Here is a 24,166-nt window from a genome sequence, read left to right as displayed (position 1 = left end):
CGCATATCTTTGTGTTATGCGGAAGAATTAATTCTTCAAGTTTTCGATCAATAGACCGGCCAATTCTTCGCCGATTCTTTCTTGTGCTTCATTGGTTGCTGCTCCAATATGGGGCGTTAATGAAATTTTAGGATGTTTCAAGATCTCCTCACGTGGTGTTGGTTCATTATCGAATACATCCAACCCAGCAAATGCAACTTTACCGGAATCCAATGCTTTCACCAATTCTAATTCATCGATAACGCCACCTCTGGAAGCATTTACTAAGCCTACACCGTCTTTTAACAAAGGAAACTCAGCAGCACCGATAGCAGGTTTATCCAAAAATGGAACGTGTAAAGAGATAAAATCAGAAACTTTCAACAAGTTTTCCATTTCCACTTGTCGAATAGGCACATCAACTTGAATACCGCCAGAAAGCGCTATTGTCAACGCTTTAGGCCCTTCAAATAGATCTGTATAAACGACATCCATACCTAAACCAATGGCGATTTTTGCTACTTCACGGCCGATACGACCAAAACCAACAATACCGATGGTTTTTCCACGAAGCTCTGTTCCGGCTCCATAAGCTTTTTTCAGCGCGCCAAATTTAGTATTGCCTTCAACAGGCATTTTTCTATTAGAATCGTATAAGAAACGTACACCGTTCAACAAATGGGCAAAAACCAATTCAGCAACAGATAAAGAAGATGCCGCCGGTGTATTGACGACAGCAATACCTTTTGAACGCGCATATTCTACGTCAATATTATCCATGCCTACTCCACCACGGCCGATAACTTTCAAGTTAGGGCAGCCATCGATCAATGCCTGACGTACTTTTGTCGCACTACGTACAGTGATTGCATCATAAGCAAGCAGCTTCTCAGCAAGCTCTTCCTGTGGAATATGGTTTGTATCTACACTATGACCTGCATCCTCCAACATCTTTTTTCCTAGTGGATCGATGCCGTCATTCGCTAATATTTTCATCTTTATAATTCGTTTTTAAAGGTAAACAGCCCCTTTCAGCTGATCAGAAGGTCTGAGCAAGCGAAAATAACGATACCTCAATAATTCTTAATCTAACTAATTATTTATCCGTCAGCGCATGAATTTTAAAAACATTCATGCTGCCTTAGGCAGTATGTGTATCCTCAAATTCTTTCATTGCATCAATCAATGCATTCACGCTGCTTAATGGTAAAGCATTGTAAATTGAAGCTCTAAATCCACCTACAGAACGGTGTCCTTTGATACCAATCAGATTGCGTTCTTTCGCCAAAGCCAAAAATTCAGCTTCCAACTCTGGCGTATCCATCACAAAAGTAACATTCATGCGGGAACGGTCTTCTACAGCAGCAGTACCTTTGAACAATGGATTGCGATCGATCTCATCGTATAAAGCACGTGCTTTGATGATATTCTCTTGCTCCAATACGGCAACACCGCCTTTTGCTTTTAACCAGCGAAGATTTAACATCGAGACGAAGATCGAATATACAGGTGGCGTATTGTACATTGAACCACCATTGATATGCAACTGGTAATCTAACATCGATGGAAGCACACGGCCTGATTTACCAAGGATATCATCTTTCACGATAACTAAGGTAACACCTGCAGGTCCCATATTTTTCTGTGCTCCCGCATAGATCAAATCATAATCTGCTACATTGATCTCACGTGAAAAGATATCCGAAGACATATCAACAACAACTGGCAATGCTGTCTCAGGTTTTTCAAAGACTTCAGTTCCATAAATGGTATTGTTGGCTGTGTAATGGAAATATGCTGCATCCGAAGGAATAGCATATCCTTTCGGTATATAGGAATAGTTTTTATCAATCGACGAAGCTACAACATCTACTGTACCGAATTTTTTAGCTTCTTTTAAAGCTTTTGTCGCCCAGACACCAGTATCCAAATAAGCAGCTTTACCACCTTCGGGCAATAGATTCAAAGGCGCCATTGCAAATTGCAGACTGGCTCCGCCCTGAAGGAAAAGAATCGAATATCCCTGAGGCACTGCCAATAATTCTCTTACTAATTGTGTCGCTTCGTCTATCACTGCTTCAAACTCTTTGGAACGGTGAGAGATCTCTAAAATTGATAAACCTGTGTTGTTAAAATCAATTACAGCTTCTGAGGCTTGTTGAAATACTTCCTTTGGCAGAATACATGGACCTGCTCCAAAATTATGTTTCATTGATGTTATAGTTTGTTTGATTGCCTTTTTTTACCCTAGCTCAGCAATCTGTTGTTTTAAAAACCAAAGGTAAAATAAAATTATATATTTTTCAACTAATCTCTTTTTTTATTAAAAATTTACAAAATTCTAAATGATTTCAATAAAAAGATCGCACAACAATTCCCTAATTTAATGCAAAAAACATCAGATAAGCAAAACCTTCCAAGCCATATCTACCTGATTATCTTGCAAATACTCCTTCGCTTTAAGTTGAAGGTGGGTATTACGGGAGGATTGATCGCCGATAAAAGCATTTAACAATTCGTAAATTTCGGGAAGCCCGGTGATGTCGTCCACTTCCTGCGGCGTAGGTAAACGATCGGCCTGAGCTAATTTAATTTTATCGTTCTCTGTAAAAATACGCGATTCCCTTATAAAAGGTGGCAACTGATTGTAGTCCATAAAAAAGCAGAAATTTGACTAAAATTCTTATATTTTTTCAATAATCCGGTCCGCAAATTCACTGGTCTTAACCAGGGTAGCATCTTCCATCAAATTGTAAAAGTCTACAGTTACGGTCTTGGCAATGATGGTCTCCCCCAAGGCCTTAACAATTGCTTCCGCGGCTTCCGTCCATCCCAGATATTCCAACAGCATGACACCGCTCAGAATAACAGAGGAAGGATTCATGGTATCGGTATTCGCAAAGCGTGGCGCAGTTCCATGTGTCGCTTCAAAAACAGCGTGACCTGTTTTAAAATTGATATTGGCGCCCGGTGCGATCCCAATTCCGCCAACCATTGCGGCCAGTGCATCGGAAATATAATCACCGTTCAGATTTAGCGTTGCTACAACAGAAAAATCCCGTGGATTGAGCAGGATCTGCTGTAAAAAATTATCTGCAATAATATCTTTAATTAAAATTTTTCCGGATCCCAGCGCATCTTTCTGCTCCTGATTGGCAGCCTCCTCACCTTTTTCAGCTTTCGTCCGCTCCCATTGCCCCCAGGTATATGTTTTGTCTGCAAATTCGGTTTCAGCCACCTCATAGCCCCAAATCTTAAAAGCACCTTCGGTAAATTTCATGATATTTCCTTTGTGAACAATCGTCACGGAAGGTAAACTATGATGAATAGCGTGTTCTATCGCTGCACGGACTAATCTTTTCGACCCTTCCTCAGAAACCAGCTTGACACCGACACCCGTCGTAGCCGAGAAATCGTAATCAATATCAAGCTCATCATGCAAGAAATCCTGGAGCCTGTTCGCTTCGGCTGTCCCGGCCTGAAATTCTATTCCTGCATAAATATCCTCCGTATTTTCGCGAAAAATGACCATGTCAACATATTCCGGATGTTTAACGGGAGAAGGCACTCCTGTAAACCATTTTGTAGGACGCTGACAAACATAGAGATCCAAATCCTTGCGCAATGCAACATTCAACGAGCGTATCCCGCCTCCAACAGGTGTTGTTAACGGCCCTTTGATACCCACCAGATATTCTTTTAGGACATCAAGCGTCGCCTTTGGCAACCACTCTCCCGTTTCATTAAAAGCTTTTTCGCCCGCTAAAACCTCTTTCCATAGTATTTTACGCTGTCCATTATAGGCTTTTTCCACCGCTTTATCAAAAACACGCACGGCGGCATGCCAAAGATCAGGACCAATACCGTCACCGATGATAAAAGGAATTGTTGGAAAATTCGGAACCTGCAATGTTCCTTCACTTGACATTGTAATCTTATTCGACATAATCTGCGATTTTAATGGAAGGTATACCTATCCTTTATTAAACATATTTCCGATTTCTTTGCTAATTTTTCTAAAGATTGGAGCAGCTTCCACATCTTCATATTCGTCGATATGTGCATTTTCCACTCTACTAGGAAACACTAAAACAAGATTTTCGTTTGCATAGATACGATCTAATTTTTTTGCTACGCCATCTAGGGAGTCACGGTAAGACACCTCCCCATTTCTAGCCGATACGAAAATAAACATTGCCTCCTCCTCTTTAAACGCTTTAAGGCCCTGCAAATTGTCCCAAGCATCATAATGTTCAAAGGTGACGGGAACAGAATTTTTCAATTCGACAAGATGTGCTTCAATGGCAGTGGCGGATCGTGCATCGACAACGAAAGTGATCGAGAGGGATAATTCCTGAGCAAGCTTAACCACCTTTTCCAGCCAATACTCGAACCCAAATTCGGCCTCACACATCGGTGGTGCAAAAACAACGATGGATTTATTCGAAATAAAAGGCTTTTTAAAATGACATAACATTACATTTGCGGAAGTTCGATTTAAAATACTTTCTGTTTTCTCTCCCACAAATTTATCCATAAAATTAGCGGCGCTAGGCCAGCCCAAAACGATACAGTTGGCAGAAACCTCTTTTGCCGACCGCGCAACACCGCTTGCTATATTTAAATCTATTGTCGCACTGATGTTCACATTTGTTTCGCTGCCGGAAGCATAACGAACCATATTATCCAGATTCTTCCGTGCTTTTGACATGTTTAACTCGGCCTGTTCATTGTCTTTTACAACGGAAACAATATTGACGGGATAGGAACACTTTTTGCTTTTAATATAGGTGGAAAAGTCCAAAATCGGCTCCATATTATCCATATTAGCGATAGAGATCAAGATGTTTTCATCTTTTTCCTTCACCACATCAGTATGCTCCTCATCCTGTTCACCATCCATCACCACTTTACGTGAGGCATTTCCCGTAACCACTGTAGCGACAATGCAGGTCACCAAAATCAACAGAATCGTCCCATTGAGTACGTTCTCATCAATAATACCGTTCTTATGCCCCACCATGATAACAGCCAAGGTTGCCGCGGCATGCGCACTGCTCAAACCAAATATCAGATTGCGCTGACCACGACTATATTTAAAAACGAGCTGCGTCAACCAAGCCGCCACATATTTTCCGACGATAGCCACAACGGTCAATGTTCCGGCAATAATGAGTGCCTGAGGCCCCTTCAAGATCACGCTCACATCGACAATCATCCCCACCGATATCAAAAAGAAAGGAATAAAAATTGCATTGCCGATAAACTCGATCCGGTTCATCAAAGCCGAAGAATGCGGAATCAGTTTGTTGAGCGCCAATCCAGCTACGAAAGCGCCAATGATCGGCTCAAGACCGGCAATTTCCGCTAAAAAAGCGGCAAAAAAGACAACAGAAAGAACGAAAATATAGTTTGATGTCTTCTCACTCCCCAAACGCTCAAAAAACCATTTTGCGATTCTTGGGATAACACCAAACATGATAAACAGAAAAATAGCAAAGGAAATCGTCAGGGTAATCCAAAATTCATTGCCAATATTTCCTTGGGAAACGCCCGTAATCACAGCAAGTATAATCAGTACTGCCGTATCTGTTAGGATTGTTCCGCCTATCGTAATCGCGACAGCCTCCATTTTAGAAATACCATAGCTATTCACAATGGGATAAGAAACCAACGTATGGGTCGCAAACATGCTTGATATCAATAAACTTGGCAAAATACCGTAGCCCAGTAAAAAATGACAAACGGGATAACCAATGCTGATGGGTACAATGAATGTTAAGAAACCAAAGAGTAAGCTTTTATTTTTGGTCTTTTTAAACTCATTCATATCCAATTCCAAACCAGCGATAAACATGATATAAAGCAGGCCTATTGTTGAAAATAGTGTTATCGCCGAGTTCTTTTCCAGCCAGTTAAGTCCATGAGGTCCAATGATAACACCTGATATAATTAACCCGATAATTCCGGGGACTTTGATTGGCCGCAGTACAATCGGTGACAACAAGATAATGAAAAGTACCAGCGAAAATATAAGTACAGGATTTTGTAAAGGTGCTTCGAAAGCGTGGGAAATATGCTCAAAAGTTTTATTCATAAGTGCTTGTATACTAGCCGTAAAATATAAATACTTATTTTTCTCTACAGCTCGAAAAATAGTTAACAGCACTAAAAATACGATTTTTCTAAGTAAAGCAATACTTAAATATACTGCTACTTGAAAGAAATTGCTTTTATCGGACTAATCTTGGTGATTAACATCGATGGAACAAACAAAGAGATCATTCCGATAAACACGACAGCCATATTAACGAAAACCACATCAGACCATTGCAGTTGAACGGCCACATAGGAGATATAATAGGTCTTCTCATCTAATTTAAAGAAATGGGTAAAATCCTGGAAAAAGTAAAAACTTAATCCTATCAGATTACCGATTAACAATCCGAGACCGATGAGGTATAGAGCACTGTACATGAAGACACGGCGAATTCCGGCATTGCGATAACCTAATGCTTTTAAGATCCCAATCATTGAAGTCCGCTCAAGAATGGTGATCAGCAAGGCGGAGATCATATTGATAATAGCCACCACTGTCATCAGTATGAAGATGATTTTTGTGTTCATATCCAGCAATTCCAGCCATTGAAAAATATCAGGGACCTGATCCTTTATGTTGATTGCCTGCATATCAATAGGCAATAGATCTTCAACTTTGTTTGTTGTTTGTTCGAGCTGACTAAAATCCTTGATACGAATTTCATAGCCACCCACTTCATGATCATCGAGGTTGCTCAGTTTGCGGATAACATTGAGCGATCCGATAACATAAACCTTATCGAGCTCTTCAGAACCCGTATTAAAAATGCCCTTAATGACAAATTTTCGTTTACGTATGGGATCCTGCACGAAATACATAATAAAATCGTCGCCGACTTTCAAGAGCAGTCGGTCTGCAAGATATTTAGACACCAAAATCTGATTATCGGCATTATCCGATTTAAAGTCGATCATATTGCCTTCCAACAACATATGCTGAAGTGGATCTTGATTATACAATGAATCAATACCTTTAAGGACTACTCCTTCAACTTCATCGTTCACGTTAATGATCCCGGCTTTAGTGGCGAATGAACTGATTGAATTGACTTGGGGAATCGCCAATATTGATTTTCGGAGCTCTGGCGTAAGTGCTATGGGTGAATTTTCGTGAGACTTATTCAGGTCATAACGCAAGACCAATACATCGGCAAAAAAACTCCTTTGTTTGCTGATAATCTCTCCCTTAAATCCACGCAATACCGCAATAGATATGATAATCGCTGCAATAGCAAGAGCAATTGCACCAATAGTCACCCGAACGATCAATTTTGAGAACGTTCGTTTTCCAGAAAATGCGATCCGATGTGCTAAAAAATAAGGAAAATTCAAGCTTTCAATATATTTATGTAACTTCGCAAAGTTATAAAAATTTGTTATTTACAAAACTGAAATAGCAAATAATTAGGCGTTTTTGAAGTGGCTATTCAATGTGGAGGCCCGATGCTGGTTTTAAGAGTTTTATAAAAATTACAAGTATTATGCGTATTATTTTCATGGGTACCCCCGATTTTGCTGTAGCTTCACTTGAGGCGCTTATCCAGTCAGGTGAACAGGTTGTTGCTGTTGTTACCGTACCGGACAAACCCGCAGGACGTGGACAAAAAATACATGAATCGGCTGTAAAAATATTTGCAGCACAGCATAACATCCCAGTTCTACAACCAGTAAAACTTCGCGATGAAGCATTTTTAACCGAACTCAAGAGTTTCCAGGCAGACCTTCAAGTTGTGGTGGCCTTCCGCATGCTACCTGAAATGGTCTGGAACATGCCTAAATTTGGAACAATCAATGTCCATGCTTCACTTCTGCCACAGTATCGGGGTGCAGCGCCAATCAATCATGCGATCATCAATGGAGAGAAAGAATCGGGGGTAACGACATTTTTGCTACAACACGAAATTGATACGGGAAATATCTTATTGTCGAAAAAAGTTGCCATCAAGGAAACCGACAATGCGGGTGATCTTCACGACAAGCTCATGGTCGCAGGGGCTGAAACTCTTCTTCAGACCATTGAGCAATTAAAAGCAGGAACCTTGCAGCCTAAACCACAGGATGACCTTATTGCTGCAGCCTCGCTCAAACATGCGCCAAAAATTTTCAAGGAAGACTGTAAAATAAACTGGGATCAGCCCACTGCGCAAATCTATAACTTCATTCGAGGTTTAAGCCCTTATCCAGCGGCATTTACGCTCTTAAACGATAAGGTATTAAAAATCTATCGCACAGAAAAAGAACTTGTCAATATACCGACAATACCGGGAACCATAGAAACAGACAAGAAAAGTTTCTTAAAAATTGCGGCGCAAGACGGCTATATTATCATTTATGACCTTCAGTTAGAAGGCAAGAAAAAAATGAACGTAGTGGATTTTTTAAAAGGCTATCGCTTTTAGCCTTTTTCATCCCCCCCATCATAATATTGCAGCAGGTCACCGGGCTGACAGTCCAGTGCTTTACATATCGCTTCAAGCGTATCTAATCGCAATGCCTTCGCCTTTTGATTCTTAATGATTGAAAGATTGGAAAGGGTAATTCCGACGCTGTCACTCAATTGATTAAGCGACATCTTTTTCTCTTTCATTATTTTATCCAAGTGAATTAAGATTGGCATAATATAATTTTTATTCTTTTAAATTTATTAATGTCACTAGTAAAACAAAACACACATCTTTTTGTTTTATCATAAAATTATCATTTTAAAATAAATTTGAGGAATGCGTACTGCACAATAAATCAGCTACCGTGGAGTTAAATTGTCAAGAATCAGAAAAAAATTTAAACCCTTTAGCTCTTTAGCAGTCAAACAGTTGAATATTATAAGCGATAAATTGAAAGAAAAAAAACATTAAAATGGAATAGTTTTTGATAGTAAAAAATTGAAACTCATAAAAGCCTAACTCATTAGATATGAGTGGTTAGATAATCAATTTTCCATTAATAATTCAAAAATTTTTCGTATTTTCGCAAACATTTCTTAGAGAGGAGAATTAATAAAAATTAATGAGACAGCTCAAAATTACACAATCTATCACCAATCGTGAGTCACAGTCTTTGGACAAATACTTACACGAAATTGGTAAAGTAGACTTAATTACAGCAGAAGAAGAAGTAGAATTAGCACAGCGCATCCGTGAAGGCGATCAAGTTGCCTTGGAAAAATTGACTAAAACCAACCTTCGTTTCGTAGTATCAGTAGCAAAACAATATCAAAATCAAGGTTTGACCCTAGGTGATTTAATCAATGAAGGTAACCTCGGCTTAATTAAAGCAGCTAAACGTTTTGACGAAACAAAGGGTTTTAAATTTATTTCTTATGCCGTTTGGTGGATTCGCCAATCTATTCTTCAAGCAATTGCTGAACAATCACGTATCGTGCGTCTGCCATTGAACCAAGTTGGTTCATTGAGCAAAATCAGTAAAGCTTTCTCAAAACTAGAACAGGAATACGAACGGGAACCATCTCCAGAAGAATTGGCGGATATTCTAGAAACTACCGTAGATAAAGTTTCAGATACCCTAAGTAACTCTGGTCGTCACGTATCCATGGACGCTCCTTTTGTTCAAGGTGAAGAAAACACACTTTTGGACGTATTGGAGAACCATGATCCCGATACAGACAGTTCTTTGATTGATGAATCTCTATCAGAAGAAATCAAACGATCATTGGCAACATTAACAGAAAGAGAACGTGAAATTATTGTTCTTTTCTTTGGCTTAGGTTCCAATCACCAATTGTCGTTAGAGGAAATCGGAGAGAAATTCAATTTGACACGTGAGCGTGTTCGTCAGATCAAGGACAAAGCTCTTCAACGTTTGAGACACACTTCAAGAAGCAAAATCTTAAAATCCTATTTGGGTTAAAAAGAGATACTTATTAAAATTTTTGGCAATCCCAATCAGAAATGATTGGGATTTTTTTTTATCCTTCCTATTTGGTATCCTTGGAATCTGGCATTAAAATAAATTCAAAAAGTCGCTCTTTTTTCAAATATTTCCCCGCAGCATCCTGCACAGACTTCGATGTTACCTTCTTCAGATTATCAACCCTCCTCGTATACCGGCTAAGATCAAGATCGTTCTGATAGGAACTTGATATATAATTGAGCCAATAACCGTTTTCACGAAGATTCAGTTCATTTTGTCTTTGCTGTTCAGCTAAAAATTTCTCGACATCTCCTTTTTCAGGCCCCTGTTCCTGAATCTTTTTCACTTCATCCAATGCCGAGACAATCAGTGCATCAGCCTTATCAACAGCCGATCCAAAACCTATGGAGAAAGCATAACGCGCTTTTGGCAGCTTACTAAAACTTGCCCGAGCGCCCACTCCATAAACACCACCTTCTTTTTCACGGAGTCTTTCAAGCAATTTGATCGTCAAAACACTCTCCAAGGCTTCCATATTAACATTTTCCGTTTCACTATAGGTATAGTCCCCATAGTAGGCCAATTGCGTACTTGCCTTTTCTTCTTTTCCCTTATGAACAACCACGCGCTCTCCCTTACTCGGCTCCAGAATATTTAAATCCTTATAACTTTCCCCTCTTTTAAGGGCCGGCAATGAGGCAAGATAGGTTTCTAAATAAGGCTTGATCTGATTCTCGTCAAATGACCCCACAATTGTAAACACAAAATCCGAAGCATCCGCAAATCGTTCCTTGTAAATGGTTAAAGCACGCTCCCGATCGATTTTACTGATTGTTTCCACGGTCGGATTTTGCCTGCGTACATTATTGCCATAAAGTACTTCTTTCACTTTATCGGAAAATACGTTATTTGGATTACTTAGCCTATTCTCCAAAGATCCTTTTGCCCGAGTCATTGTACTTTGGAAAATATCCTGATCGAGACGGGGCTCCGTAAAATAACCATAGATCAACTCAAACGCATTCTTTAGACCTTCTTTGTCCGTACTGCCTGAAATACCTTCGTAGCGTTCAGAGATATAAGGTGAGATAGAAACATCTTTTCCTGCCAGATACTTCGTAAGCTCCACATTGTTCATTTGCCCAACGCCGCTTGCATCAATCAAAGATGATGCATTGGAAGCCGAGAAATAGTCGGCATCACTATAGAGCGATGTTCCTCCCGGACTATAGGCCATGATCTGGATCTCGTCATTTTTAAAATCTGTCGGTTTCAAGATCACTTTAACACCATTACTCAAAGTCAGTTCTTTTGCCTGAACTGTCCCAATATCTTTTGAGGACAAAACTGTACCTTTGACTGGTTCTTTCGAAAGCAGCGGAAGATTGGAGACTTTGTCTTCGTAAGCCGATACAGGGCTTTCCTCGACAGCCTTTACCCAGCCCAATACAGCGGCTTCAGTAGGTAAATTTGCCTTTTCCTTCTCTGGGCCCATGACTAATATATCGCGATTCAGGTCGGTATAGTATTTTTTCACCAATCCGTTCACCTCCGACAATTGCAGGGTTGGCAGCAGTTGTTTGGTCAGACGGTAAGCGTTCTCATTACTCAAAGCAGGCTCATCATCAATAAAATAATTCAGATAGCGGTTGACATAGCTATCCGATTTCTTTTTATCCCTTTCGATGTATGACATCTCATTGCCTTTTTTCATATCGGCAATGGCACGATCAAGTTCTGTTTGTGTAAAACCATATTTCTGAATACGTTCAAATTCGGTCAACATCGCTTTAAACCCCGACTCCAGCTCCCCTGGCTTAGGTACCACCAGCAATGAAAATGTATTCAGATTAGCTACAAAATCACTGATACTTCCGCCCGCCTGCATGAAAGGAGGATTGGGCTGTTGCATTAGTTCGGAGAAACGTCCTGCGATCATCTGATTGAAAACACTTTTTAACAGCTCGTTTCGGTAATCTCCTACAGTGGTAACCTTCTCTTTCTCGCTTTTGATTAGTATCTGCATCACAGTATAGGGCAATTCGGAATCCGAAATGGCCAAAAATTGATTTTTGTTTAACAGATCCACACGATATTTTTTACGGTCCAAGGGTTTCTTTGGCATCGTCATATCTGCAAACAAAACTTTCACCTTTTCTTCCATCTCTTTTGGATCAATATCTCCAACGATAATTAATGCCTGTAAATCCGGGCGGTACCAATCTTGATGGAATTTACGTATTTCTGTGTAAGGGAAAGTTTTCAGGATCTGTTCAGTCCCTATTGGCAAACGTTTGGAATAAAGGGAACCGTTAAGCAACATTGGAAAGTATTGATCTTGTAAACGCTGCTGCACTCCCCTTCCACCGCGTTTTTCTTCGAGGATAACACCGCGCTCCTTATCAATTTCTCCCCCGTCTAACAGAGCATCTTGCGCCCAATCGCGCATCACCTGCAAGCCATTTTTTAGAAGTTCAGGGTCGTCAGATGGAATGGGAAGCTGATAAACCGTTTGATCAAAGCTTGTGTAGGCATTGAGGTCTGAGCCAAATCGAACCCCGGCTTTCTGCAGGTAGTTCACTAATTCATTTTTTGGAAAATGCTTCAGGCCATTAAAGTTCATATGCTCTAAAAAATGGGCCAAACCGAGCTGCTTTTCATTTTCCAGAATAGAACCGGCCTTCATGCCCAAATACATGGTAACACGGCCTTTAGGTTCGCTATTTTTGCGAATAAAGTATGTAAATCCATTTTTCAGCTTACCTGTAATGACTTCATTGTCGAAGGGTAATTTTTGATTTAGCGCTAAACTATCCTGAGATAGAATCGCTCGCGCTTCCGCAGTTAGTGTGGTTGGCATTTTGGCTTCTGCTCCATAAATTGTTGCTGGCAACAGAAAAGCTAATGCTAGTGGTTTAATGAATTTCATACAAAAAAATCTCTTTTTCTAAGTCAGTTATTTTTGCTAATTGTTTTATATTAGGGTAAACGGAACTGGAGATCAATTGTCCCGATAAATAGTAAAATACAGATCAATACAATTTTCATTATCCAAACTGGTATAGCGCACCTTTATAAGGGGCTTTGCAGCCGGCGATCTGTAAAAAATCCTTCTAAAAATACAGAATATCTTTCGAAAAGAACAACAGTTAATTGTAATTTTGTTGCAAATGGATTTTGGAAACTGGAATGTTATAAAAAAGGAATTCGAGCAATTCTTAAAGTTCGAAAGAGGCTTAAGCGTCAATTCTATTGATGCGTACTTAAATGATGTGTCCAAATTTCAGATCTACTGCGAAGACAATCATTTGGCATTAGATACCGTAACGAGAAAAAATATCCAGGATTTTCTGGTCTGGCTACAAGAATTCAATGTTTCACCTTATACGCAATCCAGGTTAATATCTGGTCTGAAGACCTTTTTTAGTTTTCTGATGATCGAGCACGACTTTGTCAATAATCCGACTGATCTGCTTCAAGCTCCCCGTCTGTCGCGCAAACTGCCCAGTGTTTTGAGCACACTGGAGATCGATCAATTAATTTCGGCCATCGATCTTTCTTCACCCGAGGGTGAACGCAACAAAACAATCCTGGAAATTTTATACGGCTGTGGTCTTCGTGTTTCCGAATTGGTCACGCTTAAAATTTCTAACCTGTTTTTAGATGTAGAATTTATCAAGGTGGAGGGGAAAGGAAGCAAAGAACGCCTTATTCCAATTGGCCAGCAGGCCATCAAACACCTACGTATTTATTTGGAAACGGTGAGACCGCATATCAAGGTGAAAGCAGGAAATGAAGATATAGTATTCCTCAATCGAAGAGGTGCTGCATTGTCAAGAGTGATGATATTTTTGATTATTAAAGAACTTGCAAAAAAAATAGGCTTACAAAAAACCATTAGTCCGCATACCTTTAGACACAGTTTTGCTTCCCATTTGGTGGAAGGTGGAGCTGACTTAAGAGCCGTCCAGGATATGCTCGGACACGAAAGCATTACAACGACCGAAATATACACACATATCGATACCGATTATCTTCACGCGATTATCACGCAATATCATCCCCGTTCTTAAAAATTCTTAAGAAATCAAAGATAGTTTTCAGGCGAAGCTGCGCGTAATTCCCAATGTAGAGTTCGAACGTGAAGAAATTTTGATCGGCAGGACTTACAATCCGCTGAGCCGAAAACCTATTTATCTAGTGGATAAAAGGGAACTGTAACTACCGGCGAACTTCGTCATTCAGATGCTAAGCATTCATATACAAAACATTAGCTTTTGCTTAAAAATATACGGTATTGGCGAATATTAAACACAAAATGCTGACAATAAAAGGACTAAAAAATAGTCTGCTAAAAGATTGAATTTTATCGCAAAGATTATTTGTAAGATTTAGAAAATAGTATATCTTTGCGAGACGTTCCCGTAGTTCAATGGATAGAATTTCAGATTCCGGTTCTGACGATGTGGGTTCGACCCCCGCCGGGAACACAGACAAAATTAAAAGCCCACTTAAAATATTTTAAGTGGGCTTTTAATTTCTCTCTCACTTTGCAGTGCTTAAAAATTAAGAAGAGAAAAAAATCATAAACCCTTTTGCAACAACTTATGCTGCGAAGCCGTAAAAATATTTCGGAAGATGATATTGATTTCATGATCAATGGCAGCCCCCGAAATTCCCGTATGCGGATAGAGGGTGATGGTGTTTTTTAAAATGGAAGCTACAAAATCCCGGCTTTGAGAGGCTATTTTCGCATAAATTGCGGCATTATCAATTCCATCGCGAAGGTTATCCCAAGAATGATAAGCCAAATTCATCACTGCATCCTTTCGCGTTATGTAATCCTGTTGAAAATTATCAAGTAACCTAAACGCAGCTTTGCTTTCAGACTGTTCCCATTTGGATTGATTGCTTTTCAATACAAATAGTTTCTCTATCAAATCCAAAAATCGTTTATACATTCCCATGAAATTGACCAATAAGGTCAATTCCGCAAAAGGCATAAAAGGATATTGATACAGCAGCTCTTTACGTGTGCTTTTTGCCGCATCAATCTCAAAAGAATGCCTCCCATCAACGACAATGTCTTCCAGCGAAAAAGAATGCGAAGCCGTAGCCTCCAATCCAAATGTATCCCAGTCGTAATGGATCAGTACATGGTCACGATCGATAAAAAATGATTTTATAAGCGGTTCACCTTTTTCGTCCAACACGGGTTGTCCTGCCTCCTGAATTGCAGCATTTAAGGTAAAATGGGTTAAATGAGGAGCTCCGGTAGCATATCTCCAAAAACCGCGGAGCCGATAATGCTCCCCTTCACGCGTAGCTGTACCTGATGCCTGTCCACTGCCGCCAAAACAAACCCGATCCGTTTTGAAAATCTGATCTCCTAAAACCGGATCAATAAAACCGACAAAGAGATTAGCTCCAGAACATAAAGTCACTGTCCAGGCCAATCCGCCATCCCAATAAGCCAGATCAGCCAATAAATGGAGTCCTTCGGGTAGTGTGAGTCCCAATCCGCTCAATTCATGGGGAACCCAAATCTTAAACCATTTCCGACGAAAAATCAGCTCGAGTTGTCCATCCGACAATGTTTTCTGATAGATTCCCTTAGCCTGATTATCTTTCAGAATGGCAATATCTTCGCTATTAAGTTGCATATCTTTCTTCACTTATAATTCTCCTCCAATTAAAATATCCACTAAATGCCATGACAAATAAAAACAAAGTCAGGCCCGAATAAAGAAATAGTCCTTTATGGATCAACAAAGGAATTGCCATCAGATTACTGATATTCAGCAAGATCCAATTTTCTATCTTTCGTTTTGCTAATAACCACATCCCTGCCCAAGCTGTACAGGAAACTGCAGAGTCCCAAAGCGGTACATCCGAGTCCGTTAAATGTACCAATCCAAAATAAAACAACAGAAAACCGACGGCACAGATTGCCCCTACTATCCACCATTCTTTCGTTTCGCAGTGTGTTATGGGCGTAGCTACATCACGACTATATTTCCAATAGATCCAGCCATAAATGCTCATGATCAAATAATATAGATGCAATAATATTTCTGCATATAGTTTCGCATGGAATAATACGTATACCGATATAAGAATACCGATAATCCCAAAAATATAATTGATAGATTTATTTTGTCGAGAAAACCAAACCTGCAAAATTCCAAAAGATACCCCCAGCCATTCCGCTATTGTAGCTTGTTGTATCTGTTTTATAAAAGCTTCGAAAATTGTTTCAGAAGTCATCGCCTTGTTTATTATTTCGTGTAATTCATAATAAACCTACGGGAGAAAAAACGGATGTTTTTATTGAAATTAAATCCCTACGCCAGCATTACCTGGATCAGGTATATAAAAGCGATTGGACATGGAGGTACAATCGCTTTTATTGGGTATAATCTCAGCCGAGAATGAACTATGATCATTCCAAGCACCCCATAAGTATATTTTCTGTCGAATTGATTACGCTATATCAATCAATTTCAACGCTTTGTGCGTACGTGTACGCGTTTCTTTACAAAGTTGTGCATCGTCGTTCAACGACTTCCCGTGTGAAGGAATCATCTCACGTAGTTTTTTACGGTATTCATCTGATTTCGCACGTTCAGGGAAACATTTCTTTAAAAGGCTAATCATAATCGCAACGGATGTAGAAGCTCCTGGAGATGCCCCCAATAAAGCTGCAATAGAACCGTCTGCACTAGACACGACTTCTGTACCAAATTCGAGAATCCCACCTTTCTTTTCATCTTTCTTGATGACCTGAACACGTTGTCCTGCTTTCTCGATAACCCAATCCTCCAATTTAGCTGTAGGCATAAATTGTTTTAAAGACTCTAGTTTATCTTTTGGTGACTTCATGACTTCAGTAATAAGATACTTCGTCAAAGGTAAATTGTCAAGTCCGGCCGACAACATCGGGCGAATATTGGACAATTTGATGGAGGCAGGTAAATCGAAATAAGAACCTTGTTTCAAGAATTTAGTTGAAAAACCAGCATATGGTCCAAACAATAATGCTTGCTTGCCATCGATATAGCGGGTATCTAAATGGGGAACCGACATCGGTGGCGCGCCTACAGAAGCTTTACCGTATACTTTCGCATGATGTGTATTAATGATCTCTTCATTCACACAACGTAGCCATTGGCCTCCTACCGGAAAACCACCATAACCTTTGGCTTCTGGAATACCTGATTTTTCTAACAGTAACAAAGAGTGACCACCAGCTCCGATAAAAACAAATTTAGCTTTAATCTCTCGTTTTACGCCAGTTTTTAAATCTTTGACTTCCACTTCCCAGCGACCATCGTCTTCACGTTCGATATCAACAACTTCGTGGCTTAAGGAAATAGAAATATTTTCTTTATGTTCAAGATTAGCGATCAAATCACGTGTCAATGAACCAAAATTAACATCTGTGCCGAGATCCATTTTAGTCGCGGCGATTTTTTCATCTGCTGCGCGTCCCTCCATCATCAATGGAATCCACGATTTCAACAATGTAGGATCTTCCGTATATTCCATGCCCTTGAACAAGTTTTGGGTCGTCAACGTTTCCCACCTTGTTTTTAGGAATTTGGCATCTTTTTCACCAAAAACCGCACTCATGTGTGGAATACTACGGATAAAATTTTCAGGTTGGGCAATAATGCCTTTATCAACGAGGTAGGACCAAAATTGCTTAGACACTTCAAATTGCTCCGCAATTTTAACTGCTTTATCAATCTTTACAGAACCATCTTTCTGTTCCGGGGTATAATTTAACTCGCACAAGGCAGAGTGGCCCGTGCCAGCATTATTCCAAGCGTCAGAACTTTCAGCAGCCACAACATCCAAACGCTCAAGAATTTCAATATTAACGTCTGGGCTTAATTCATTGATTAGAGTACCCAAAGTAGCACTCATAATACCGGCGCCGATTAGAACAACGTCAACTTCTTTTTTTGATTTTTTGCTCATGTTTTTGTGATTGATGCAAATTTAATATAGTTTTTGGTAAACCCCCAAGTCTTTTGTCAAAAAACTGTACTTTTTAGAACCACTTATTCAAAAATACCATTGATTTATTAAAATAATCCTAAGTGAGCGATCGCTTACTATCAAATCCTAAATTTATATTCCGAAGACAAGTGCTCGCTCGAAAATAAACACGAGAGCAACCCACAATGTTTTGGTATTTTAAACCGTTATTTAGCGAAAGATTTTGTGTTATAATATAGTTTTAACATTTTTGCAAAACATGGACAGGCAATAGTGTGCACAATAGCGATGAAACCGTATCATTTATTCGTTGCTACGGTGTACTGAAAAACAGCAGCACTGCAGTATCACAAGGTAAACCAGGTGAATCGAATTCATTTCTCTTATCGAATTCCAGCGACAGGTGTAGATGAAAGACAGAAAGCGCATCAAGGGCCTTAGAAGTGTACAATTGACGAACAAATAACTTATACAGATGAAAATACTCGAAGGAAAAATTGCTTTAGTAACAGGAGCATCAAAAGGAATCGGAAGAAAAATTGCGGAAGTGTTTGCACAACATGGTGCTAAAGTTGCTTTCACTTATCTTTCTTCTGTCGAAAAAGGACAGGCTTTGGAGCAGGAGCTACAAGCTTTTGGCACCAAAGTAATTGGCTATCGTTCTGATGCTTCAAAATTCGAAGAAGCGGAACAATTAATCAACTCCATCGTGGCCGATTTTGGAGGATTGGATATCGTTGTAAATAATGCTGGTATTACAAAAGATGGCCTTTTGATGCGCATGACCGAAGAGAATTGGGATGATGTATTAAACGTCAACTTAAAATCTGTCTTTAACGTTACAAAGGCTGCTTCAAAAATCATGATGAAAAACCGTAAAGGTTCATTTATCAATATGTCATCCGTTGTGGGTGTGCAAGGAAATGCTGGTCAGGCAAATTATGCCGCATCAAAAGCGGGTATTATCGGATTCACAAAATCCATCGCCAAAGAACTGGGTTCTCGGAATATCCGTGCAAACGTAGTAGCTCCAGGGTTTATACGTACAGAAATGACAGATGTACTGGATCCTAAAGTTGTGGCCGGATGGGAAGCAGGTATTCCTTTAAAACGTGCCGGAGAACCAGAAGATGTTGCGAATGCATGCCTTTATTTAGCCTCTGACTTATCGGCATACGTAACTGGACAGGTTCTACCTGTTGATGGTGGTATGCTGTAAAAAAATAAGAGTTGGTGTCAGATCTAAACATCTAGACACCAGCTCATCAATATAATCCCCAAACTATCTGTCTTTTTCCAATCTTATATGTTGGGTCTACATTTACAAATCTTATACACAAATTATGTTAACCAAAGAAAACATCGATTTATTTAGGAGCGAATGTAAAGCCATCCAAATCAAAAAGAATGATTTTTTTGTAAAAGAAAATGAAGTGTGCAATCACATTGGCATCGTTCACAGCGGCACATTATATGGATATTTTGAAGACGCCGACAGTAATTTCATTGTGAGCGAGCTTTATTACGAACAAAGTATCATTACTTCCTATAGAAGCTTTATAACTGGGGTTCCCTCCCCCGCATTCTTAAAAGCTTATTCTGATACAATGATCTATACCATGGATAAAAATCATTATGATGAACTTATGAAGCAGCAGAAATGGGCTTATATCTTTAAAAAAATATCAGATCTTTTGTTTATCAATAAATGTTTTAAAGAAACAGCTTTAATAAAACTCAAGGCTAAAGAACGCTATTTGCAGTTGATTGAAAATCGAAAACAGATTGAGCAAAAATTCCCACAGCATCTTATCGCATCCTACCTCAAAATTCGGCCTGAAACACTTTCACGAATTAAAAGTCTTGACCTATATCAAGATAGAAAGTAAATTTTCTTGCTGAGCTTTGTAATGAAATTAAAACTCATTACCATGCCTTTAGTAAGAATCACCTTATCTGAAAAACACGATATAGCTACTCAAAATCTTATTTCCAGTGCTGTACATCGTGCATTAATTGATGAATTTCGTATTCCTGAAAACGATTTTTTTCATATCATAGAAAATATTGGACCATCCCAACTTCGGTTTCCGCAAGAATATTTAGGTATAAGCCATACCAGCGACATTATTATTATTCAAATTATTGCAGCTACCGGTAGAGATGCTTTACAAAAAAGTAATTTGTATCGAGCTATATCTTTTAAGATTTCTACGCTAACCAACGTTTCTCCAAAAGATATCATTATTGTACTCGTAGAAAACTCCAAAGATAATTGGTCTTTTGGAAATGGTGAGATGCAAGATTTTAACCACGTTTAGAAATGATAGAGATAATAAATTCATTCGAACGCCTTGAAGAAGTCACTAAAGATAATATCATGTTGCAAAAAGTCGCCCATTTAACAGGGGACAATACATTATCATTCTTCATTATAGAATTAGATAAAAATCAGACTTTACCAGCTCATTATCATAAAGCAGGACTTGAAATTTATTATATCCTTTCTGGAAAAGCGACAATAAAAAATGCATTATTTACCCTTGAAAATCCACTCGATATCAATACTCAAACAGCAACAAAAGGGGATACATTTTGTATCCCTCCATTTGAAATACATCAAATAACAAATCTAGATACTGAAGTGCTCATCATTTTGGCGGTAGCACCCCAAAGCCACAATAATATTGATCGTTATTTTATTGAACTAAATGACAATTAACTATGACTTCTTCTAAAACAAAATTTTGTGTTACTATTTCACTTCTACTGTCCTTTTTCTCTTGTAAAGCCCAAGTAGCCCAAATTCAGCGAAATGAATTGCAAAACATCCTATTAGACCAGCAATTACACAAAATTGAAACACAAGAAATTACGCTTCCAAAAGCACAGGAAACGCCTAAACATTTCCACCCTTGCCCAGTCATTGGGATAATAATATCTGGTGAAATCATCTTTGAAATAGCAGGACAGGAACCGAAAATATTAAAATCTGGCGAAACATTCTATGAGCCTAAAAATACATTCATATTAAAATTTAATAATAACTCGAAAACTTCAGAAGCAAGGTTCATTGCTATATATCTGAAAGCTCATGACGAAAAGTCAATTGAATTTTCAAAAATTACAAAATAAAAATGCTAACTCTATTCAACGTTACTAATCGGCAACAAAATACGGTGATTACCTGAATCATCAATTTTGGCTGTCATGCAAAATGCAACAACTAAACGATACAATAGTCGAGGCAATTGGGAAATTTCAAATGAGTAAATAATAAAACCGATACAAATTAAGTCTCCTGTCCTATATTTATAAATTTTAGTTAATTTTGTTCATCAAATTTTTAAATGCTATGGCGAATTGGAAGGATTTTTTTGAGATTAAAACCGAAGATGATTTTAATCAGCTTTGTTTAGATACTTACAGATTCCAAAGCCAGCATTGTAAGGTTTATCGTGACTATGTCAGATTACTGGGGAGAGAAAAAGACAGTATTCAGCACTATACTGATATTCCCTTCCTGCCCATCGAATTTTTTAAAACCCAACAGGTTATTACTGAGGGAATGGAAGCTGAAATCGTATTCTCGAGTTCGGGCACAACGGGTATGGTCACATCAAAACATCTGGTTGCTGACCGGAGTATATATGAGCGAACTTTTCGGAAGATTTTTGAAGATTTCTATGGTCCGCTCGGCGATATTGCCGTCCTGGCATTGCTCCCATCCTACCTCGAAAGAAGCGGTTCATCTTTAATCTATATGATCGATGATCTCATGAAGCAAAGTGAGCAACCTGAAAGTAATTATTTTCTCTATAATCATAAAGAGCTTTACGATTCACTTGTCCAGCTCAAAAATAAAGGCACAAAAACCATCCTTTTCGGCGTAACTTATGCACTGCTTGATTTTATAGAACAGTATGCTTTCGAATTTCCGGAACTGATCATTATGGAAACAGGCGGAATGAAGGGCAAGCGAAAAGAAATGGTCAAACAAGAAATTCACCAGCTTCTTGAAGAGGCGTTCGCGGTCCAGGGCATTCATTCGGAGTATGGCATGACAGAACTGCTCTCTCAGGGCTATTCTTCAGGTCAGGGAATATTTCATCTTCCCAAATGGATGAAAATCTTAATTCGGGATACCAATGATCCATTAAGCCTGGTTCCGTTAAATAAAACTGGTGGTATTAATGTTATCGATCTGGCCAATCGTTACTCGTGCTCATTTATAGCAACACAAGATTTGGGCAAAGTATATCAGGATGGCTCTTTTGAAATATTGGGCCGTTTTGACCAAAGTGATATCCGTGGCTGCAATCTACTGGTTCAGTAATTATGCTGTTCGTTGGATTTGTCAGGCTCTTCATTCCATCGACGTAAATCAACGTTAGAGAATCCTATCACTGCACTAAATCGAATGAAAGGTGCAAAAAAACACCTGATAACTAGTTACCAGGTGTTTTTATAGTAGGATACGATCTCTATTTCAGACTCGGATCTTCAAAGGTATTTCCCGAACGCATATCACCTGACTCGTAGCCCTTCTTAAACCAGGCCATACGCTGAGCGGAAGTACCATGTGTAAATGATTCGGGAACCGCATAGCCCTGAGCCTCGGTCTGCAATTTGTCATCTCCGACAGCTTCGGCAGCCTTCATCCCATCGAGAATATCGTTGTAATCAATTTTTATATCCGTGAACTCATTGAGGTAATGCGCCCATACACCGGCATAAAAATCAGCTTGCAGCTCAGTCATGACAGAGATTTTATTATTTTCTCGTTCGCTGAGCTTTCCTCGGGCCTGATTGGTCTTCGGTAACAAACCCACCAACTGCTGAATATGGTGTCCGACCTCATGCGCGATCACATAAGCCATAGCAAACTCCCCTTTGGCTCCAAATTTATCTGATAGCTCTTTACTAAAACTCAAATCCAGGTAAATCTTCTGATCTCCCGGACAATAGAAAGGTCCGTAAGAAGCCTGTCCCATGCCACAACCATCTGTCTGTGTCCCCCCATCGTAAAAAACCAAAGTCGTTGGCGTATAGCTCTTTTGCATCTGTTCTTTAAACAGCTTGGCCCACACATCCTCCGTACTTTGGAGCACAGTCAGCGAAAATTCAGTAAGCCTTTTTTCTTCAGGATTTAATTCACGCGGTTGTCCGGATTGTTCGGTTTGCGCTCCCATGTTCTGAGCTTGCTGTAAAAGTTGCATGGGATCTCCCCCCATCAAAAATCCGATCACCAAAACAATAATCCCCCCGATTCCACCTAGCGCAATTTTTCCTCCACCAGACATTCCCCTGCGGTCTTCAAAATTGCCACTTTGCTTACCTCCTTGCCATTTCATAGTATTCTATATTACAGTTAATAATGTTTTCTAACGTTGAATAAACACAAATTCAATACCAATGTTCTTCATCATGCAAATTTATTTTAAGAAAAAATAGCGCTCAATACCTTCGCTTACTTTTTATAGATTCAGCCACTTCATCCGCTATCGTGATATTGGTCATTGCACATCAAAACAAATTTTTCTAAGTTTGGGCCTTTACAAAAAACTGATATGAAATTAGAAGAACAATTACAAGCGAGAGCTGGAGGGAAATGTGAGCTGACAGGTGCGGAAAACACATTAATTGCCTATACACTACCTCCTGAGATAACATCAACTTTGGACAATACTATACTGATTTCAGAAACATTGGTCAATCAGCTCAACAAAACGGAGCAATTAACTCCAGACGACTGGAAATTTCTTCCCAATGCAATGTGGTCTGAAAATCCCTCGGTACAAATTGTATGCTGGCGTATGTTAAATCGCTTAAAAAATGAGGGCTGGGCATCGGAAGCGCTGGATATTCTTTATCTCGATGATGAAACACTAGCGGAGGCCAAGAAAACTGGAGATCATGAAAATGATGGTTATGTTTCTTTTCATGAAGATAGTATCGGTCAGCGATTATTGGAGGGCGATACCGTAGTTTTAACAAAAACCCTTGATGTAAAAGGTTCTTCGTTGAAAGCTACTTTAGGTACCGTAGTTAAAAATATTCGATTAGTAGCGGACAATATTGAACAAATTGAGGGAAAAATTGAAGGCCAGACAATAGTTATCCTGACAAAATATCTCCGCAAACAAAATTAAAAGAGATTTTTCCATTAATTAATAAAGGCTTAAACAAGATTGAATTCTCCCGTTTAAGCCTT

The 24,166-nt window shown here is 39.2% G+C and carries 22 protein-coding genes and 1 tRNA gene; 11 read left to right on the top strand and 12 right to left on the bottom strand.

The features are described 5' to 3' along the window. Positions 1-27: 27 nt before the first annotated feature. The 6 genes from B3C94_RS01630 to B3C94_RS01605 form a co-directional block, all read right to left on the bottom strand. Positions 28-975, bottom strand: a complete 948-nt coding sequence (locus tag B3C94_RS01630) for a D-2-hydroxyacid dehydrogenase (protein ID WP_293897963.1) — start codon at positions 973-975, stop codon at positions 28-30. 145 nt (positions 976-1,120) lie between these two features. After that, positions 1,121-2,191, bottom strand: coding sequence for a 3-phosphoserine/phosphohydroxythreonine transaminase (gene serC, locus B3C94_RS01625; RefSeq protein WP_293897960.1), 1,071 nt, complete (start codon positions 2,189-2,191; stop codon positions 1,121-1,123). A gap of 186 nt (positions 2,192-2,377) precedes the next feature. Continuing rightward, positions 2,378-2,635, bottom strand: a complete 258-nt coding sequence (locus tag B3C94_RS01620; RefSeq protein WP_293897957.1) for a hypothetical protein — start codon at positions 2,633-2,635, stop codon at positions 2,378-2,380. Between the two features lie 27 nt (positions 2,636-2,662). Next, the gene (gene icd / locus B3C94_RS01615) at positions 2,663-3,925 is read right to left on the bottom strand and encodes an NADP-dependent isocitrate dehydrogenase (protein ID WP_293897954.1); all 1,263 of its coding nucleotides are present in this window, start codon (positions 3,923-3,925) and stop codon (positions 2,663-2,665) included. 27 nt (positions 3,926-3,952) lie between these two features. After that, a complete protein-coding gene (locus tag B3C94_RS01610; RefSeq protein WP_293897951.1) occupies positions 3,953-6,076 on the bottom strand; it encodes a cation:proton antiporter in 2,124 nt (707 codons plus the stop codon). A gap of 116 nt (positions 6,077-6,192) precedes the next feature. Further along, on the bottom strand, positions 6,193-7,410 hold the full coding sequence (locus B3C94_RS01605; RefSeq protein WP_293897948.1) for an ABC transporter permease: 1,218 nt from the start codon (positions 7,408-7,410) through the stop codon (positions 6,193-6,195). 149 nt (positions 7,411-7,559) lie between these two features. On the opposite strand from B3C94_RS01605, the gene fmt reads away from it, so the two are divergent. Next, a complete protein-coding gene (gene fmt, locus B3C94_RS01600; protein WP_293897945.1) occupies positions 7,560-8,477 on the top strand; it encodes a methionyl-tRNA formyltransferase in 918 nt (305 codons plus the stop codon). On the opposite strand, the gene B3C94_RS01595 is transcribed toward fmt, so the two are convergent. Next, positions 8,474-8,695 carry a helix-turn-helix domain-containing protein gene (locus B3C94_RS01595; protein ID WP_293897942.1) on the bottom strand — a complete coding sequence of 74 codons (222 nt, stop codon included), beginning with the start codon at positions 8,693-8,695 and terminating at the stop codon, positions 8,474-8,476. The two genes, fmt and B3C94_RS01595, sit on opposite strands and share 4 nt — an antisense overlap. A gap of 389 nt (positions 8,696-9,084) precedes the next feature. Here B3C94_RS01595 and B3C94_RS01590 point away from each other — a divergent pair, with 389 nt between their 5' ends. Continuing rightward, complete coding sequence (locus tag B3C94_RS01590) at positions 9,085-9,945, top strand: sigma-70 family RNA polymerase sigma factor (RefSeq protein ID WP_028068906.1); 861 nt, start codon at positions 9,085-9,087, stop codon at positions 9,943-9,945. A 67-nt stretch (positions 9,946-10,012) separates the two neighbouring features. On the opposite strand, the gene B3C94_RS01585 is transcribed toward B3C94_RS01590, so the two are convergent. Then, on the bottom strand, positions 10,013-12,877 hold the full coding sequence (locus B3C94_RS01585; protein ID WP_293897928.1) for a M16 family metallopeptidase: 2,865 nt from the start codon (positions 12,875-12,877) through the stop codon (positions 10,013-10,015). A 241-nt stretch (positions 12,878-13,118) separates the two neighbouring features. Here B3C94_RS01585 and xerD point away from each other — a divergent pair, with 241 nt between their 5' ends. Beyond that, positions 13,119-14,021: a site-specific tyrosine recombinase XerD gene (xerD, locus tag B3C94_RS01580; protein WP_293897925.1), complete on the top strand. Its 903-nt coding sequence runs from the start codon at positions 13,119-13,121 to the stop codon at positions 14,019-14,021. A 345-nt stretch (positions 14,022-14,366) separates the two neighbouring features. Beyond that, a tRNA-Arg gene (locus B3C94_RS01575) sits at positions 14,367-14,438 on the top strand. Positions 14,439-14,531: 93 nt separating this feature from the next. On the opposite strand, the gene B3C94_RS01570 is transcribed toward B3C94_RS01575, so the two are convergent. The 3 genes from B3C94_RS01570 to B3C94_RS01560 all read right to left on the bottom strand — a co-directional run bounded on the left by B3C94_RS01570 (position 14,532) and on the right by B3C94_RS01560 (position 17,931). Beyond that, on the bottom strand, positions 14,532-15,611 hold the full coding sequence (locus B3C94_RS01570; protein ID WP_293897922.1) for an acyl-CoA dehydrogenase: 1,080 nt from the start codon (positions 15,609-15,611) through the stop codon (positions 14,532-14,534). After that, positions 15,601-16,215, bottom strand: coding sequence for a nicotinamide riboside transporter PnuC (pnuC, locus tag B3C94_RS01565; protein ID WP_293897919.1), 615 nt, complete (start codon positions 16,213-16,215; stop codon positions 15,601-15,603). The genes B3C94_RS01570 and pnuC overlap by 11 nt, the downstream gene beginning before the upstream one ends. 216 nt (positions 16,216-16,431) lie before the next feature. Further along, complete coding sequence (locus tag B3C94_RS01560; protein ID WP_293897916.1) at positions 16,432-17,931, bottom strand: malate:quinone oxidoreductase; 1,500 nt, start codon at positions 17,929-17,931, stop codon at positions 16,432-16,434. A gap of 496 nt (positions 17,932-18,427) precedes the next feature. On the opposite strand from B3C94_RS01560, the gene fabG reads away from it, so the two are divergent. The 6 genes from fabG to B3C94_RS01530 all read left to right on the top strand — a co-directional run bounded on the left by fabG (position 18,428) and on the right by B3C94_RS01530 (position 22,288). Then, the gene (fabG, locus tag B3C94_RS01555; RefSeq protein WP_293897914.1) at positions 18,428-19,171 is read left to right on the top strand and encodes a 3-oxoacyl-[acyl-carrier-protein] reductase; all 744 of its coding nucleotides are present in this window, start codon (positions 18,428-18,430) and stop codon (positions 19,169-19,171) included. Positions 19,172-19,295: 124 nt separating this feature from the next. Then, positions 19,296-19,841, top strand: a complete 546-nt coding sequence (locus tag B3C94_RS01550; RefSeq protein WP_293897911.1) for a Crp/Fnr family transcriptional regulator — start codon at positions 19,296-19,298, stop codon at positions 19,839-19,841. 42 nt (positions 19,842-19,883) lie between these two features. After that, a complete protein-coding gene (locus tag B3C94_RS01545; RefSeq protein WP_293897908.1) occupies positions 19,884-20,273 on the top strand; it encodes a tautomerase family protein in 390 nt (129 codons plus the stop codon). Positions 20,274-20,275: 2 nt separating this feature from the next. Next, positions 20,276-20,674, top strand: coding sequence for a cupin domain-containing protein (locus B3C94_RS01540; RefSeq protein ID WP_293897905.1), 399 nt, complete (start codon positions 20,276-20,278; stop codon positions 20,672-20,674). Positions 20,675-20,676: 2 nt separating this feature from the next. Further along, positions 20,677-21,087 carry a cupin domain-containing protein gene (locus B3C94_RS01535; protein ID WP_293897902.1) on the top strand — a complete coding sequence of 137 codons (411 nt, stop codon included), beginning with the start codon at positions 20,677-20,679 and terminating at the stop codon, positions 21,085-21,087. Between the two features lie 220 nt (positions 21,088-21,307). Then, the gene (locus B3C94_RS01530; RefSeq protein ID WP_293897899.1) at positions 21,308-22,288 is read left to right on the top strand and encodes an acyl transferase; all 981 of its coding nucleotides are present in this window, start codon (positions 21,308-21,310) and stop codon (positions 22,286-22,288) included. 148 nt (positions 22,289-22,436) lie between these two features. Here B3C94_RS01530 and ypfJ read toward each other — a convergent pair whose 3' ends face one another. Continuing rightward, a complete protein-coding gene (ypfJ, locus tag B3C94_RS01525) occupies positions 22,437-23,306 on the bottom strand; it encodes a KPN_02809 family neutral zinc metallopeptidase (protein ID WP_293897896.1) in 870 nt (289 codons plus the stop codon). Between the two features lie 216 nt (positions 23,307-23,522). Here ypfJ and B3C94_RS01520 point away from each other — a divergent pair, with 216 nt between their 5' ends. Then, positions 23,523-24,104, top strand: coding sequence for a PhnA domain-containing protein (locus tag B3C94_RS01520; RefSeq protein WP_293897893.1), 582 nt, complete (start codon positions 23,523-23,525; stop codon positions 24,102-24,104). Positions 24,105-24,166: the final 62 nt, after the last annotated feature.

Origin of the sequence: Sphingobacterium sp. UBA5670 (assembly GCF_002420705.1) — a bacterium.
Classification (GTDB): Bacteria; Bacteroidota; Bacteroidia; order Sphingobacteriales; family Sphingobacteriaceae; genus Sphingobacterium.
The sequence above is the reverse complement of the archived record's forward strand: the minus strand, read 5'-3'. Positions and strand labels throughout refer to the sequence as shown.

Bases quoted from the DNA above. Each gene is read 5' to 3' on its own strand.
- B3C94_RS01560 (WP_293897916.1), bottom strand. From the start codon at position 17,931: ATGAGCAAAAAATCAAAAAAAGAAGTTGACGTTGTTCTAATCGGCGCC.
- B3C94_RS01540 (WP_293897905.1), top strand. From the start codon at position 20,276: ATGATAGAGATAATAAATTCATTCGAACGCCTTGAAGAAGTCACTAAA.
- B3C94_RS01585 (WP_293897928.1), bottom strand. From the start codon at position 12,877: ATGAAATTCATTAAACCACTAGCATTAGCTTTTCTGTTGCCAGCAACA.
- B3C94_RS01535 (WP_293897902.1), top strand. From the start codon at position 20,677: ATGACTTCTTCTAAAACAAAATTTTGTGTTACTATTTCACTTCTACTG.
- B3C94_RS01620 (WP_293897957.1), bottom strand. From the start codon at position 2,635: ATGGACTACAATCAGTTGCCACCTTTTATAAGGGAATCGCGTATTTTT.
- B3C94_RS01550 (WP_293897911.1), top strand. From the start codon at position 19,296: ATGTTAACCAAAGAAAACATCGATTTATTTAGGAGCGAATGTAAAGCC.
- B3C94_RS01630 (WP_293897963.1), bottom strand. From the start codon at position 975: ATGAAAATATTAGCGAATGACGGCATCGATCCACTAGGAAAAAAGATG.
- B3C94_RS01610 (WP_293897951.1), bottom strand. From the start codon at position 6,076: ATGAATAAAACTTTTGAGCATATTTCCCACGCTTTCGAAGCACCTTTA.
- xerD (WP_293897925.1), top strand. From the start codon at position 13,119: ATGGATTTTGGAAACTGGAATGTTATAAAAAAGGAATTCGAGCAATTC.
- B3C94_RS01595 (WP_293897942.1), bottom strand. From the start codon at position 8,695: ATGCCAATCTTAATTCACTTGGATAAAATAATGAAAGAGAAAAAGATG.
- ypfJ (WP_293897896.1), bottom strand. From the start codon at position 23,306: ATGAAATGGCAAGGAGGTAAGCAAAGTGGCAATTTTGAAGACCGCAGG.
- icd (WP_293897954.1), bottom strand. From the start codon at position 3,925: ATGTCGAATAAGATTACAATGTCAAGTGAAGGAACATTGCAGGTTCCG.
- fabG (WP_293897914.1), top strand. From the start codon at position 18,428: ATGAAAATACTCGAAGGAAAAATTGCTTTAGTAACAGGAGCATCAAAA.
- B3C94_RS01570 (WP_293897922.1), bottom strand. From the start codon at position 15,611: ATGCAACTTAATAGCGAAGATATTGCCATTCTGAAAGATAATCAGGCT.
- pnuC (WP_293897919.1), bottom strand. From the start codon at position 16,215: ATGACTTCTGAAACAATTTTCGAAGCTTTTATAAAACAGATACAACAA.
- B3C94_RS01530 (WP_293897899.1), top strand. From the start codon at position 21,308: ATGGCGAATTGGAAGGATTTTTTTGAGATTAAAACCGAAGATGATTTT.
- B3C94_RS01545 (WP_293897908.1), top strand. From the start codon at position 19,884: ATGCCTTTAGTAAGAATCACCTTATCTGAAAAACACGATATAGCTACT.
- B3C94_RS01520 (WP_293897893.1), top strand. From the start codon at position 23,523: ATGAAATTAGAAGAACAATTACAAGCGAGAGCTGGAGGGAAATGTGAG.
- serC (WP_293897960.1), bottom strand. From the start codon at position 2,191: ATGAAACATAATTTTGGAGCAGGTCCATGTATTCTGCCAAAGGAAGTA.
- B3C94_RS01590 (WP_028068906.1), top strand. From the start codon at position 9,085: ATGAGACAGCTCAAAATTACACAATCTATCACCAATCGTGAGTCACAG.
- fmt (WP_293897945.1), top strand. From the start codon at position 7,560: ATGCGTATTATTTTCATGGGTACCCCCGATTTTGCTGTAGCTTCACTT.